General features: G+C 69.8%; 11 protein-coding genes. 4 read left to right on the top strand and 7 right to left on the bottom strand.

The window, feature by feature from the left end; genetic code table 11:
* Nucleotides 1-173 precede the first annotated feature (173 nt).
* The 4 genes from OG866_RS22565 to OG866_RS22550 all read left to right on the top strand — a co-directional run bounded on the left by OG866_RS22565 (nucleotide 174) and on the right by OG866_RS22550 (nucleotide 4,595).
* Complete coding sequence (locus OG866_RS22565; RefSeq protein ID WP_329337266.1) at nucleotides 174-653, top strand: MarR family winged helix-turn-helix transcriptional regulator; 480 nt, start codon at nucleotides 174-176, stop codon at nucleotides 651-653.
* Nucleotides 654-666: 13 nt separating this feature from the next.
* A complete protein-coding gene (locus tag OG866_RS22560; RefSeq protein ID WP_329337265.1) occupies nucleotides 667-3,204 on the top strand; it encodes an MFS transporter in 2,538 nt (845 codons plus the stop codon).
* An 83-nt stretch (nucleotides 3,205-3,287) separates the two neighbouring features.
* Nucleotides 3,288-4,112 (top strand): YceI family protein, encoded by an 825-nt coding sequence (locus tag OG866_RS22555; RefSeq protein WP_329337264.1) that lies wholly within the window; start codon nucleotides 3,288-3,290, stop codon nucleotides 4,110-4,112.
* A 9-nt stretch (nucleotides 4,113-4,121) separates the two neighbouring features.
* Nucleotides 4,122-4,595: a PPOX class F420-dependent oxidoreductase gene (locus OG866_RS22550; protein WP_329337262.1), complete on the top strand. Its 474-nt coding sequence runs from the start codon at nucleotides 4,122-4,124 to the stop codon at nucleotides 4,593-4,595.
* On the opposite strand, the gene OG866_RS22545 is transcribed toward OG866_RS22550, so the two are convergent.
* The 7 genes from OG866_RS22545 to OG866_RS22515 all read right to left on the bottom strand — a co-directional run bounded on the left by OG866_RS22545 (nucleotide 4,592) and on the right by OG866_RS22515 (nucleotide 13,547).
* Entirely contained in the window at nucleotides 4,592-5,356 is a 765-nt protein-coding gene (locus tag OG866_RS22545) for a TetR/AcrR family transcriptional regulator (protein ID WP_329337261.1), read from the bottom strand. The two genes, OG866_RS22550 and OG866_RS22545, sit on opposite strands and share 4 nt — an antisense overlap.
* Nucleotides 5,357-5,473: 117 nt before the next feature.
* Entirely contained in the window at nucleotides 5,474-6,958 is a 1,485-nt protein-coding gene (locus OG866_RS22540; protein ID WP_329337259.1) for an MFS transporter, read from the bottom strand.
* A gap of 139 nt (nucleotides 6,959-7,097) precedes the next feature.
* Entirely contained in the window at nucleotides 7,098-9,257 is a 2,160-nt protein-coding gene (locus OG866_RS22535) for an ArnT family glycosyltransferase (protein ID WP_329337257.1), read from the bottom strand.
* The gene (locus OG866_RS22530) at nucleotides 9,254-10,696 is read right to left on the bottom strand and encodes a bifunctional glycosyltransferase family 2/GtrA family protein (protein WP_329337256.1); all 1,443 of its coding nucleotides are present in this window, start codon (nucleotides 10,694-10,696) and stop codon (nucleotides 9,254-9,256) included. Before OG866_RS22530 ends, OG866_RS22535 begins: the two co-directional genes overlap by 4 nt.
* A gap of 14 nt (nucleotides 10,697-10,710) precedes the next feature.
* Nucleotides 10,711-12,312 carry a HAMP domain-containing sensor histidine kinase gene (locus tag OG866_RS22525; protein WP_329337254.1) on the bottom strand — a complete coding sequence of 534 codons (1,602 nt, stop codon included), beginning with the start codon at nucleotides 12,310-12,312 and terminating at the stop codon, nucleotides 10,711-10,713.
* Nucleotides 12,309-13,049 carry a response regulator transcription factor gene (locus OG866_RS22520; protein WP_026179246.1) on the bottom strand — a complete coding sequence of 247 codons (741 nt, stop codon included), beginning with the start codon at nucleotides 13,047-13,049 and terminating at the stop codon, nucleotides 12,309-12,311. Before OG866_RS22520 ends, OG866_RS22525 begins: the two co-directional genes overlap by 4 nt.
* A gap of 162 nt (nucleotides 13,050-13,211) precedes the next feature.
* A complete protein-coding gene (locus OG866_RS22515; RefSeq protein ID WP_329337251.1) occupies nucleotides 13,212-13,547 on the bottom strand; it encodes an antibiotic biosynthesis monooxygenase family protein in 336 nt (111 codons plus the stop codon).
* Nucleotides 13,548-13,619: the final 72 nt, after the last annotated feature.

Genomic DNA, 13,619 nt, shown 5'->3' with positions numbered 1-13,619 from the left:
CGGCGTGACGGCCCAAGTGGGGGGCTGGTGACCGCGGCAGCCCGCCTCACATGCGTGTTTACGCTCGCAATACTTGCCTTTGCCAAGTTTTTATACCGCACCCCCCAGTTTTATTTGCCTGTAGCAACCAACCGGTCCTATGGTTGCCCCAAGCAACGAATACGGGAGGTGGGATGGCCGGGCAGACGCAGTACGAGGAGCTGATGCGTCAGTTCAGTGCCTTCGGCGCCGTGAAACGGGAGATGGGACGGATCCTGCCGTCCGACTGCCCGAGCGGTTCCGCCGCCGTGCTGACCCTGCTCGCCCGTCACGGGGACATGCGCATGAGCAAGCTCTCGGAGCTGCTCGCCGTGGACATGTCGGTGACCAGCCGGCATGCGGCGCATCTCGCCGAGCGGGGCTGGATCCGGCGCTCCCTCGACCCGGCGGACAAGCGCGGCCGCATCCTGCATCTCACCCCGGCCGGCCTGGTCCAGCTGGACGAGTTGTCGGAGCGGACCTGCCGGATGCTCGCCGAGCGGCTCAGTGACTGGAGCGACGACGAGGTGGCCCAGCTGAGCGGCCTCATGGCCCGGCTCCGGGCCAGCTTCGACGACTGCCGCGCCGCCCACCCCACCTCTGACGATCCCACCCGTACACCCGCAAGCGCATAAGAGAAGGAAGCCCATGGCAACGACCACACCAGCCGGTGTGCGGGCTCACGCCAAGCACGGGGGAGGCGCCGGGCACCCGGCGGACACCCCGATGACCCACCGGCAGATCATGGAGGCGCTCTCCGGGCTGCTGCTCGGGATGTTCGTGGCGATCCTGTCGTCCACGATCGTCTCGAACGCCCTCCCGGAGATCATCGGCGACCTCGGCGGCGGCCAGTCCGCCTACACCTGGGTCGTCACCGCCGCCCTGCTGTCGATGACGGCCTCCACCCCCCTGTGGGGCAAGCTCGCCGACCTCTACAGCAAGAAGGCGCTCGTCCAGATAGCGCTGATCATCTACGTGCTGGGATCGGCCGCGGCCGGCCTCTCCCAGAACGCCGGCATGCTCATCACCTTCCGGGTGGTCCAGGGCATCGGCGTCGGCGGTCTCTCCGCCCTCGCGCAGATCGTGATGGCGGCGATGATCTCCCCGCGTGAGCGCGGCCGTTACTCCGGCTACCTCGGCGCGACCTTCGCCGTCGCCACCGTCGGCGGCCCGCTGCTCGGCGGTGTCATCACCGACACCTCCTGGCTGGGCTGGCGCTGGTGCTTCTACGTCGGTGTGCCCTTCGCCGTGATCGCGCTGATCGTGCTCCAGAAGACCCTGCACCTGCCGGTCGTGAAGCGGAACGTGAAGGTCGACTGGGCCGGCGCATTCTTCGTCGCCGCCGCGGTCTCGCTGCTGCTGGTCTGGGTCACCTTCGCCGGTGACAAGTACGAGTGGCTGTCCTGGCAGACCTACGCCATGGTCGGCGGTTCGATCGCGCTCGCCCTGATCTTCGTGCTCGTCGAGTCGAAGGCCTCCGAGCCGCTCATCCCGCTGCGTCTGTTCAAGAACCGGACCATCACCCTCTCGTCCATCGCCTCGATGTTCGTCGGTACGGCGATGTTCTCCGGCACGGTCTTCTTCGCCCAGTACTTCCAGCTGGCCCGCGACGAGTCCCCGACCATGTCCGGTGTGCTGACGATCCCGATGATCGCCGGTCTGTTCGTCTCCTCCACGGTCTCCGGGCAGTTCATCACCCGTACAGGACGCTGGAAGGCGTGGCTGGTCAGCGGCGGTGTGCTCATCACGGCGGGCCTCGGTCTGCTGAGCACCATCCGCTACGACACGGACTACTGGAAGACCGCGATCTTCATGGCCCTGCTGGGTCTCGGCATCGGCATGATGATGCAGAACCTGGTGCTGTGCACGCAGAACCAGGTCGAGCCCAAGGACCTCGGTTCGGCGTCCTCCACGGTCACCTTCTTCCGGTCCCTCGGCGGTGCGATGGGCGTCTCGGTGCTCGGCGCCGTGATGGCCAACAAGATCACCGACTACGTCAAGGACGGCCTGACCGACCTCGGCCCCAAGTACGCCTCCGCCGCCTCCGGTTCGAGCGGCTCCAGCGAGATCCCGGACATGGACGCGCTGCCCGCGCCGCTGCGCACGGTCATGGAGAGCGCGTACGGCCACGGCATCGCGGACGTGTTCCTGATCGCGGCCGCCCTCGCGGCGATCGCCTTCCTGATCACGCTGTTCATCAAGGAGGTCCCGCTGCGGACCAAGGGCGCGATGGCGCAGGAGGCCGCTCCGGCCGCGGAAGAGGCCCCGGCTGTCGCGGCCGAGGAGACGGCCACCGAGGCGGCCTCCGAGGAGCGCGTCCCGAGCTGGGCCGCCGCCACCTCCGAGACGCGGCCCGCCCCGGCCGACGGCACACAGCGGCTCGCCGCCGTCGCCACTCTCGACGCCCCCACCGCCTCCACCGGCGGCGGCATCCCGGTCCGCGGCTTCGTCCGCGGCGCCGAGAGCGCGCCCGTCCCGCAGGCCGCGGTCACGCTGATCTCCCTCGCGGGACGGCAGCTGGGCCGGTCGGTGACCCAGGCCGACGGTTCGTACGGCGTGGAGGCGCCGAGTGTCGGGTCGTACGTCCTGATCGCCTCCGCGGACGGCTTCCAGCCGCAGGCGTCCACCGTCGTGGTGGGCGGCGAGCCGGTGGCGTACGACATCCTGCTCAGCGGCACGAGCGGGCTGACCGGGGTCGTGCGGGCCTCGGACAGCGCGCTGCCGGTGAAGGACGCCATGGTCATCGTGACCGACGTCCGCGGCGATCTGCTGGCCACCGGGACCACCGGTGAGCAGGGCGAGTTCGGCTTCGCCGAGCTGGTGCCGGGTGCCGTGACCGTCGCGGTGAACGCCGCCGGGTACCGGCCGCGCGCGCTGCCCGTCGAGGTCGGCGGCACGGGCGTCACCCGTGTCGAGGTCGAGCTGGAGTCGGGCGCCCAGGTCCAGGGCGTCGTACGAGCGCCGCACGGTCCGCTGGCCGACGCACGAGTGACCCTCGTGGACGCGGCGGGCAACGTCGTCGGCACCGCCACCACCGGGTCGGACGGGGCGTACGCCTTCACCGATCTGGACGGCGGCGACTACACGGTCATCGCGACGGGCTATCCGCCGGTCGCGACGGCCCTGACGGTGGCCGGCCGGGGAGCCGACGGCCACGACATAGAGCTCGCGCACCCCGGCGAGTGAGTCACTGAATACCCCGGCCCGTGGAGCGCGTTTCGAGCGGAGGCGCGTTCCGCGGGCCGGACCTGTGTGAGGAGAGAGCTGAGATGGGACTGACCGCGAGGATCCGCACCCGGGACGGATGGGCCGTGTCGCACGCGGTCGTCACGGTGACGGACATGACCGGCACGCAGGTGCTGCGGGCCGAGGCCGACGACGAGGGCGCGGTCCGCGACCCCGAGCCGCTGGCGCCCGGCGCGTACACCGTCATCGTCACCGCCGTCGGCTACGCGCCCGCGGCGTCGAGCGCGATCGTCACCGCGAGCGGCCGGGCCGAGGTCGGCACGGTCACCCTGGCCCGGCAGGGCGGCACCGAACTCCCGCCGCCGGGACCCTGGACCGTCGACCCCGCGCACTCCAGCGTCGGCGCGGTCGCCCAGCACCTGGGCATCTCCAGCGTCCACGGCCGCTTCACGGAGTTCGCCGCCACCATCGAGATCGCACCGGACGACGTCACCAAGTCCCGGGTGGAGGCGGTGATCCGGGCCGCGTCCATCGACACCGGCAACGCGATGCGCGACGGCCACCTCAAGTCGGCGGACTTCCTGGACGTCGAGGTGCACCCCGAGATCACCTACCGGTCGACGGGCATCTCGCTCGCGGGGGCCGACCGCTGGACGGTCCACGGCGAACTGGGCATGCACGGGGTCGTACGCCCCGTCGACCTGGACCTCGCCTACCTCGGCACCGGCGCCGACCCCTGGGGCGGGACCCGGGCGGCGTTCCGGGCGACGACCGAGCTGCGACGCGAGGACTTCGCCATGAACTACAACCAGGTCGTGCAGGCGGGCATCGCGGCGATCGGCACGACGCTGAAGGTGGAGCTCGACATTCAGGCCGTGCAAGGGGAGTCGCTGCCTCCGCAGGCCTAGGGTGGGGCCATGGCACCGAACATCGCGACCAACACCCGTGTCTCCCTCGACGAGTTGCTGGACTTCGTACGCCCCCGGCACCGCGCCCTCCTGCTGACCCGCCGGGCCGACGGCAGCCCGCAGGCCTCACCGCTGACCTGCGGGGTCGACGACTCCGGGCGGATCGTGGTGTCCACCTACCCGGACCGGGCCAAGACGCGCAACGCCAAGCGGGACGAGCGGGTGAGCGTCGTCGTGCTGAGCGACGACTGGAACGGACCGTGGGTCCAGATCGACGGAACGGCCGAGGTCATCGACTCGCCCGACTCCGTCGAACCGCTCGTGGAGTACTTCCGGAACATCTCCGGGGAGCACCCCGACTGGGACGAGTACCGGGCGGCCATGGTCAAGCAGGGCAAGTCGATCATCCGGATCACACCGGAGAAGTGGGGGCCGGTGGCGACGGGCGGTTTCCCGGCACGGCTGGCTTCGCCGGACGCCTAGCCGTTCCGCTCAGCCCTCTGCACCATCGCCTCGATCCCCGCGATCAGCAGATCGAGGGCGAAGTCGAAGTCCCGCTCCCACATCTCCTCGACCGTGTCGCCGCCCCGCGCCGCCATGATGTCCTCGGCTTCCTTGACGAGGTCGGCGGTCTGCGGGGCCTGGCTCACCGCGCTCATCGCGTCACGGAAGTACTCGTCCGGGGTCATGCCGACCTGGGCGGAACGGGCGTTGAACTGCCCCTCGATCGTGCCGAAGCCGTACACGAACTGGAAGACCGAGGAGATGGCCGCCGCCACCCCGTACGCAGGCAGCCCGGTGCGGCGGATCACACCGTGGATGACCCGGGAGAAGGCCAGGCTGTTCGGGCCGATGTTGAGAAAGGTGCCGACCAGCGGGGAGATCCACGGGTGCCGGACCAGCAGGGCACGGTAACCCCGGGCCAGTGCCCGGAGTTGGTCCCGCCAGTCCTCGCCGTCCGCCTCCGGGTCGGGGAGGTCGAGCTCGCCGTAGATGGCGTCGAGGGCGAGTTCGAGGAGGTCGTCCTTGGTGTCGACGTACCAGTAGACGGACATCGCGGTGACGTTCAGCTCACCGGCGAGCCGCCGCATGGAGAACTTGGCCAGCCCTTCCCGGTCGAGAAGCCGGACGGTGGCGTCGGTGATCCGCTCACGATCGAGCCCGGTGGGCTGCCCACCCCGCCGCGCCTTACCGCCCTCCAGCCACACACTGGTACGCGCAGCCCGCTGCCCAGCCTCCACCATGGCGCACCTTCCTAGCTGTACAAACACCGATCACCTTAAGCGCCCCCCTTGGGGGCGCGGGGAACTGCGCGATCAACCACAACAGACCGGCAGCCGCCCCCACACAGGACCCCCGAGCTACCAGGCGCCCTCACCCCGCTCAGCCCGCCGCAACAGCGCAGCGGCAACCAACCCTCCGGCCAACACCGCAACCGCCCCCACCAGCAAACTGCTCTCCAGCCCAGAAGAGAACGCCTCCGTAATACGCGCCCTCTCCCCAGCCGACCCCGCCTCGGCCAACGCCGCCGGCAACGAGGACGCCGCCACAGAAACCAGCGCGGCGAACCGCGAACTCAACACAGCCCCCAGCACCGCCACCCCCAGCCCCTGCCCGAACTCCGCCACGGTCCCGTTGATCCCGGCCCCGATCCCGGCCTTCTCCGGCGGTATCGAGCTCATGATCGCGTGCGCCATGGCCGGGTTGGCGACCGCCGCCCCCGCCCCGATGAGCAGCAACCCCACCAGGGTCCCGGCATAACCGCCAGAGGCCACCGTGGCGATGGACACCAGTCCGCCCGCCATCAACGCCATGCCGAGTCCGATGGCGGCCGGGTTGCCCAGCCGCTTCGCCCACTTCGCCGCCACCCCCGAGAAGTTGAGGACGACGATCGACAGGGCGAGCGGCGCGGTGCGCAGGCCCGCCTCCAGGGGGCCGTAGCCGAGGACGAACTGCATGTGCTGGGTGAGCAGGAAGAGCGAGCCGCCCATGCCGAAGGTGATGAGCACGGCGCCCGCGATGGCGCCCGTGAAGCGGCGGTCGCGGAAGAAGTGCGGGTCGAGCATGGGGTGTTCGATCCGGCTCTCCCAGTACGCGAACCCGCCCAGCACACCCACCGCGACGGCCGCCGTCAGCAGCACCCGCCCCGACGTCCAGCCGTGCTCGGGACCGGAGATGATCGCGAAGACGAGGGACGCCATACCGATCGTCGACAGCAACGCGCCCAGCAGGTCGGGACGGTCCCCGCGCGGGTTCTTCGACTCGGGGACGAGCGTCACGGCCGCCACCAGCCCCACCGCCGCGACCGGCAGGTTGACCAGGAAGATCGCGCCCCACCAGAAGTGGTCCAGCATGAACCCGCCCAGCAGCGGGCCGCAGGCGAAGCCGAGCGCGTTGACCGCGGCCCAGATGCCGATCGCCTTCGCGTGCTCCTCGGGCGTGAAGATCTGCATCACGACGGCGAGTGTCGTCGTCAGCAACAGCGCCCCGCCGACGCCCATCCCGGCGCGCGCGGCGATCAACTGGCCCGTGCTGTCGGCCAGTCCGGCGACCAGCGAGCCGATCCCGAACAGGCTCAGACCGGCGATCAGCATCTTTTTGCGGCCGTAGCGGTCGGCGGCGCTGCCCGCGGTGAGCAGCAGCCCGGACTGCACGAGCGAGTACGCGTTGATCATCCACTGGATGTCCGAGGTCGCCGCGCCCAACTCACGGGTGAGCGAGGGGATCGCGACGTTCAGCACGGTGTTGTCGAGGACCACGGTGAGCTGGGCGAGACAGATGACACCGAGGATGAGCCAGCGCTGGGGGTGGCCTTGGGAGACGGTGACTGATGTGGGGGCGGACATGCTGTACACCGTAGAACAGTCCCTATACGGCGTACAACGCGATTTTCCGTCGCCCTTCAGTCGCCCTTCCGTCGCCCTCCTGTCGTACGACGAAGAGGGCGGCGACCTCCACGGTCGCCGCCCTCTCTCGTTCCTTACGTCAGCTGCTCGCCTTCTGCGTCAGGTCGTAGAAGGTGGACGAACCCACCGTCACCTTCTTGAAGTTGGCCTCGACCCAGGAGGTGATCTGCGAGGACGTGCCGCTGCTGCTGCCGCCCATGCCGCCGCCGGAGCCGGACGAGATGAAGTAGTGGATCTTGCCGTCCTCGACGTACTGCTTGAACTGGGCCAGCGTCGGGGACGGGTCGGTGCCGTTGAAGCCGCCGATCGCCATCACCGGGTCGCCGGTGGAGAGCTGGTAGCTCGCCGCGTTCTGGGCGCCGATGGCCGCCGCGACCCAGGTGTAGTCGCCGGAGTCCGTCTCCAGCAGCTTCTTGGCCTCGTCGGAGACGGTCGCGCCGTTCAGCAGACCGCCGACGCCACCGCCGCCGCCCATACCGCCGCCTTCGCCCGTCTGACCGCCACCCGGGAAGCCGTTGCCCTGCTGGCTCTGGGAGTTGCTGTTGCTGTTGCCGTTCTGGCCGGGCATGCCGCCGCCGGGGAAGCCGGTGCCGCCGCCCTGTTGGTTCTGGGTGCTGCCGTTGCCGTTCTGCTGGTTCTGGCCGCCGCCCGGGAAACCGCCACCGCCGCCACCGGGGCCACCGCCCCGGCCGCCACCGCCGCCCATCATGCTCGCGCCGGCCGGACCGGCCGTCACGATGGAGCCGGTGTGGCCCTCCTGAAGGGTGCTGATGGTGTACGCGGTCGGACCGGCGAGGGAGGCCGCCAGGCCCAAGGACGCCGCCGCGAGGGCGAGTTGGCGGTTGATCCGGCCCGCGAAGATCAGGCCGAGCGCGGCGACCAGACCGCCGACGAGGACCAGCCACTTCAGCCAGGGCAGGTAATCGGAGGTGCGGTTGAGGAGGACGTACCCCCAGGCGGCGCTCGCCACCACCGCCGCCGCGAGCGTGATCGACGCCCACATCTCGGTGCGCTTCTCCCACAGGAGCCCGGCGCCCATGCCGATCACGGCCGCCATGTAGGGGGCGAGGGCCACCGTGTAGTACTGGTGGAAGATGCCCGCCATGTAGCTGAAGACGACCATGGTGATGACCAGCGAGCCGCCCCAGACCAGGAACGAAGCGCGGGTGACGGACGTCCTGCGGGCCTTGCGGGTCGCCCACAGGCCCGCGGCCAGCAGGATCAGGGCCGCCGGGAGCAGCCAGGAGATCTGGCCGCCGATCTCGGAGTTGAACATCCGGTCCCAGCCGGTCTCGCCCCACTGGCCGCCGCTGTTGCCGCCACCGCCGCCGACACTGCCGGTCTCCTCGCCGTTGAGACGGCCGAGTCCGTTGTAGCCGAAGGTCAGTTCAAGGAAGGAGTTGTTCTGGGAGCCGCCGATGTAGGGGCGGGAGGAGGCCGGCCACAGTTCGACGATCGCGACCCACCAGCCGCCGGAGAGGATCAACGCGCCCGTCGCGGCAGCCAGTTGACCGGCTCGCTTCTTCAGTGACACCGGCGCGCAGACCGCGTACACGATCGCGAGCGGCGGCAGGATCAGGAAGGCCTGGAGCGTCTTGGCGAGGAAGGCGAAGCCGATCGCCACACCGGCCCACACCAGCCACTTCGTGCGGCCGTCCTCCACGGCCCGGACCACGAAGTAGCAGGCCACGGCCATCAGCAGGGCCAGCATCGCGTCCGGGTTGTTGAACCGGAACATCAGCGCCGCGACGGGGGTGAGCGCGAGCGAGGCGCCCGCGATCAGACCGGCCGCAGGGCTGAAGCGGCGGCGCACGGAGGCGTGGACGACGGCGACCGAGCCGATGCCCATGAGGACCTCGGGCATCAGGATCGCCCAGGAGCTGAGGCCGAAGATCCGCACCGACAGGGCCATCGGCCACAGGGAGGCCGGGGGCTTGTCGACGGTGATCGCGTTGGACGCGTCGAGCGAGCCGAAGAAGAACGCCTTCCAGGACTGGCTGCCGGCCTGGACGGCCGCGGAGTAGAAGGAGTTGGCGTAGCCGGAGGAGCTCAGGTTGTAGAAGTAGAGCACCGCGGTGGCCAGGAGCAGGCCCCAGAAGGCGGGGCGGGCCCAGCGGGGGTCCTCGGGGCGGCCGCGCCACAGTCTCCTGACGAACGGCTGCTTGGGCTCACCGGCCTCGGGGGCGGGTGGGGCCGCGGGAGCCGAGGGCTCCTGAACGGCCGTACTGGTGATGGTCATCGGGCGTCCCTCGGGTCGGTGTCGGTCGGACGCACCGGCTGCAACTGCACGGTGGCGTCCCCCCAGGTGCGGTCCGCGGCTTCACCGGCGCGGAACTGGTCGTCGTACGAGAAGTGGTTGCCGCCCGCGCGCACCGGCAGCGGCGGGTGGAGCGGTGGTGCGGTGGGGGCGGGGGTGTGGCTCGCGACCACCGTCGACTCGCGGCGGTCGGGGAACACCCAGGCCCGGAAGAGCAGGAAGCGCAGCACGGTCGCGGCGAGGTTGGCGGCGATCAGGACCGCCAGTTCGGTGGAGTGCGCGGGGTTGCTGCTGGCCGCGTCGAGGGCGGCGAGCGAACCGCTGGTCAGGGCGAGGCCGATGCCGAAGACGACGAGGCCCTGCGCCTGGTGGCGGACGGCGCCACCGCTGCCGCGCACCCCGAAGGTCAGCCGGCGGTTGGCCGCCGTGTTGGCGACGGCGGAGACCAGCAGCGCGAGCGCGTTGGCCACCTGCGAGCCGCCGAACTGCCGGAAGGCGCTGTAGAGCAGCAGATAGAAGAGCGTCGACAGTCCGCCGACGACACAGAACCCGACGAGCTGGCGGGCCAGCCCCTTCGGTACGTCCTTGATCTCGCGGTCGCGCGGGTCGTCACCGAAGGGACGCGCGATCCGGTCCAGCGGGAGGGAGCCGGAGGCCAGCGCCTTGCCCACCCGCCACACCCCCTTCAGGTCCTCGGTCGCGGTCTTCACGATGTGGACGGTGGAGTCCGGGTCGTCGACCCAGTCGACAGGGACCTCATGGATCCGGAGTCCCGCGCGCTCGGCGATGACGAGCATCTCGGTGTCGAAGAACCAGCCGGTGTCCTCGACCATCGGCAGCAGCACCTGCGCCACATCACGCCGGATGGCCTTGAAGCCGCACTGCGCGTCCGAGAAGCGGGCTTGGAGCGAGCCGCGCAGGATGAGGTTGTACGAGCGGCTGATGAACTCCCGCTTGGGGCCACGCACCACGCGTGAGGAGCGGGCGAGCCGGGATCCGATCGCCAGGTCGGAGTGGCCCGAGATCAGCGGGGCCACCAGCGGGAGCAGGGCGTTGAGGTCGGTGGACAGATCCACGTCCATGTAGGCGAGGATCGGCGCGTCCGAGGCGGACCACACGGTGCGCAGGGCGCGACCGCGGCCCTTCTGCTCCAGTCGGAAGGCCCGGACCTCGGCGATCTCCGCCTCCAGCCGCTGGGACACCTGCGGGGTGGTGTCCGTCGACGCGTTGTCCGCGATCGTGATGCGGAACGCGTACGGGAAGGTGCGCGTGAGGTGCTCGTGCAGTCTGCGCACACACGGCTGGAGGTCCTTCTCCTCGTTGTAGACGGGGATCACTACGTCCAGGACAGGCGTACCGGCATCTGTGGCCGGGAGGTGCTCCCGCGCCGGCAGATTGCCGGGAGAAGAGTCGGTTCGCATGACACCGACTTTGGTCAAGTGCCCTGTTGCACCCATGTGCTGGCACTGTGCTGTGCCTGTGAGTGCGATTGCCAATTCGTTTCGGGCGCCGGGCGGGGCGTCGCGGGCGCGAGCGCGGGCAGGTGAACCGTGAACACGGTCCGCCCCGGCGCGCTGTCCACGGTCACGGCACCGCCGTGCGCGGTCGCCACGGCCTGCACGATGGCGAGCCCCAGCCCCGTCGACCCGGAGGCCCGGGACCGCGACGAGTCCCCGCGCGCGAACCGCTCGAAGACATGCGGCAGCAGATCCGGCGGGATGCCCTGGCCGTTGTCCTCGACGTCCACACACATCCAGGGCCCACGCCGCTGGATACGGGCGGTGATCGTCGTCCCTGGCTCCGTGTGCTTACGGGCGTTGCCGAGCAGGTTGATGAGCACCTGCTGGAGGCGTGCGGCGTCGCCGGAGACGAGCGCGGGTTCATCGGGCAGATCGAGCCGCCAGTTGTGCTCCATGCCGGCGGCGCGGGTGTCGCTGATGGTGTCCACGACGAGGGGGATGAGGTCGGTCTGCTCGAACTGGAGCGGCCGGCCGGCGTCGAGCCGCGCGAGGAGGAGAAGGTCCTCGACGAGCAACGTCATACGGCCCGCCTCGGACTCGATACGTCCGAGTGCGTGCCGGGTGTCGGGGCCGATCTGCTCCCTGCCGCGTCTGGTCAGCTCGGCGTATCCGCGGATGGAGGCGAGGGGGGTGCGCAGTTCGTGGCTGGCGTCCGCGACGAACTGCCGTACCCGCATCTCGCTCTGCTGACGCGAGTGCAGGGCGGCGTGGACATGGTCCAGCATCCGGTTGAGCGCGACGCCCACCTTGCCGACCTCGGTGTTCGGATCACACTCCGACTCCGGCACCCGCTCACTGAGGTTCACCTCGCCGGTGTGGAGGGGGAGTTCGGAGACCCGGGTCGCGGTCGCGGCGACACGACGGAGGGGGCGGGTGGCCACGCCGACGATGACGGTACCGGCGATACCGGCGGCGATGAGACCGGCGGCGGTGACGCTGGCTTCTACGGCTATGAGGGTGTTGAGGGTGTTGTCGACTTCCTTGGTGGGGAGGCCCACGTAGTAGTCGCCCTTGTCACCGGAGGTGTACCTGACGAGGTATTCACCGAGGCCGGGAAGGTCCACGGTGTGCAGCTTCTCGTCCTGGGGGACCTCGTTGAGCGCCTCGATCGCATCATCACTCAGGTCCACAGCGGTCCGGCTGTAGTTGTCGTCCTCGCCCACCTTGGCATCAGTGATGACGCTCTTCTGGACGGTGGCGGCAATACTGCTCTGCTGCGGCCCCTTGCTGACCAGATCTGCGAGCGTGCTCGGGGTGCTCCCAGGGCCGTTGTTACCCGTGCCCTTGGTCTGCTGTCCGGGAGGAACGCCCATACCGGAGGCCCGCATCGCGGCCTCTCCGACCTTGGTACCCAACTGCTCATACAGATGCGACCGCAACGCCAACGTCGTCACGGTCCCGATCACCGCACACACCACGGCGATCAGCACAACCGACGCGACGACGAGCCGCGCCCGCAGGGTACGCGGCTTGCCCAGTCGCTTCTTCTGCGGACGCTCCCGTCGTCGCCCGCTCATGACGCCGCGGGCTTGATCAGGTAACCGGCGCCACGCCGGGTGTGGATCATCGGCTCGCGACCGGCATCGATCTTGCGGCGCAGGTACGAGATGTAGAGCTCGACGACATTGGCCTGCCCCCCGAAGTCGTAGGACCACACGCGGTCGAGGATCTGCGCCTTGCTGAGCACACGCCGGGGGTTACGCATCAGGAAGCGGAGCAGTTCGAACTCGGTCGCGGTGAGGTGGATGCCCTCCCCGGCCCGCGAGACCTCGTGGCTGTCCTCGTCGAGGGTGAGGTCACCGACGACAAGCACGGAGTCGGACCGCCGGTCGGCCGCGCCTGAGCGCCGGATGAGGCCGCGCAGCCGGGCGACGACCTCTTCGAGGCTGAACGGCTTGGTGACGTAGTCGTCCCCACCGGCGGTGAGCCCGGCGATACGGTCCTCGACGGCGTCCTTGGCCGTCAGGAACAGCACCGGCACGTCCGGCAGCTCACGCCGCAGGCGTCCCAGGACGGTCAGCCCGTCCATGTCGGGCAGCATCATGTCGAGAACGACGGCGTCGGGCCGGAACTCCCGGGCGGTCTGGATGGCACCGGTGCCGTCCCCCGCACTCCGGATCTGCCAGCCCTCATAACGCAGGGCCATGGACAGCAGTTCGGTGATCGACAGCTCGTCGTCCACCACAAGCACTCGGACGGGGCTCCCGTCCGGCCTCAGCAGTTCGGTGCGCCCCTGGGGCGAGGTCGTGGTCATGGTGGACACACTGTCGGGAGGCTCTGAGAGCAGGCTTTCGGCTTCCTGTGATTTCCCTGAGAAACTCACAGGGAACACCAAGGCAGCGCCGGTCGTACGAGGTCAGGCCAGGGAATCAGCCCCGTTTTGTGATGTTCTGCACCCCGCCACCGGCCTCGTCTTTCAAAGGAAACCCTTTCGGGAACCTGTCACCGCCCTCTCCGCCCGCCGGAAGCCGTTACTGTGCTCGACCCGGGCGATGTGCAGCGAGTACCGCTCGTACCAGTGCGCCCGTCCGTACGCCTTGGCCTCCCGGTGCTCCGCGTTCTGCCGCCACTCCTCGATACCGGCCAGGTCCCGGAAGTAGGCCACGGTGACCGACAGCCCGCCCGGCGTGTGCGCCGAGTCCTCGCCGAGGAACCCGGGGATCTCCTGGACCAGCTCGCCCATGCGCTGTGCGGTGGGGCCGTATCCGGGGCCTTCTCCGTGGTCCTCCTCGGTGCGCAGGGAGGTGAACACGACGGCGTGGTAAGGGGGTTCGTGAGCCGCGACGGGAGGGACGGGTGCGTCAGGGGCAATACGGTGATCGCT

Origin of the sequence: Streptomyces sp. NBC_00663 (assembly GCF_036226885.1) — a bacterium.
GTDB lineage: Bacteria > Actinomycetota > Actinomycetes > Streptomycetales > Streptomycetaceae > Streptomyces.
This window is presented reverse-complemented; position numbering and strand designations above follow the sequence as displayed.

What these genes read in the sequence shown, in the direction of transcription:
- OG866_RS22540 (WP_329337259.1), bottom strand. Translation starts at nt 6,958, where the DNA reads ATGTCCGCCCCCACATCAGTCACCGTCTCCCAAGGCCACCCCCAGCGC.
- OG866_RS22555 (WP_329337264.1), top strand. Translation starts at nt 3,288, where the DNA reads ATGGGACTGACCGCGAGGATCCGCACCCGGGACGGATGGGCCGTGTCG.
- OG866_RS22520 (WP_026179246.1), bottom strand. Translation starts at nt 13,049, where the DNA reads ATGACCACGACCTCGCCCCAGGGGCGCACCGAACTGCTGAGGCCGGAC.
- OG866_RS22530 (WP_329337256.1), bottom strand. Translation starts at nt 10,696, where the DNA reads ATGCGAACCGACTCTTCTCCCGGCAATCTGCCGGCGCGGGAGCACCTC.
- OG866_RS22560 (WP_329337265.1), top strand. Translation starts at nt 667, where the DNA reads ATGGCAACGACCACACCAGCCGGTGTGCGGGCTCACGCCAAGCACGGG.
- OG866_RS22535 (WP_329337257.1), bottom strand. Translation starts at nt 9,257, where the DNA reads ATGACCATCACCAGTACGGCCGTTCAGGAGCCCTCGGCTCCCGCGGCC.
- OG866_RS22550 (WP_329337262.1), top strand. Translation starts at nt 4,122, where the DNA reads ATGGCACCGAACATCGCGACCAACACCCGTGTCTCCCTCGACGAGTTG.
- OG866_RS22565 (WP_329337266.1), top strand. Translation starts at nt 174, where the DNA reads ATGGCCGGGCAGACGCAGTACGAGGAGCTGATGCGTCAGTTCAGTGCC.
- OG866_RS22545 (WP_329337261.1), bottom strand. Translation starts at nt 5,356, where the DNA reads ATGGTGGAGGCTGGGCAGCGGGCTGCGCGTACCAGTGTGTGGCTGGAG.
- OG866_RS22525 (WP_329337254.1), bottom strand. Translation starts at nt 12,312, where the DNA reads ATGAGCGGGCGACGACGGGAGCGTCCGCAGAAGAAGCGACTGGGCAAG.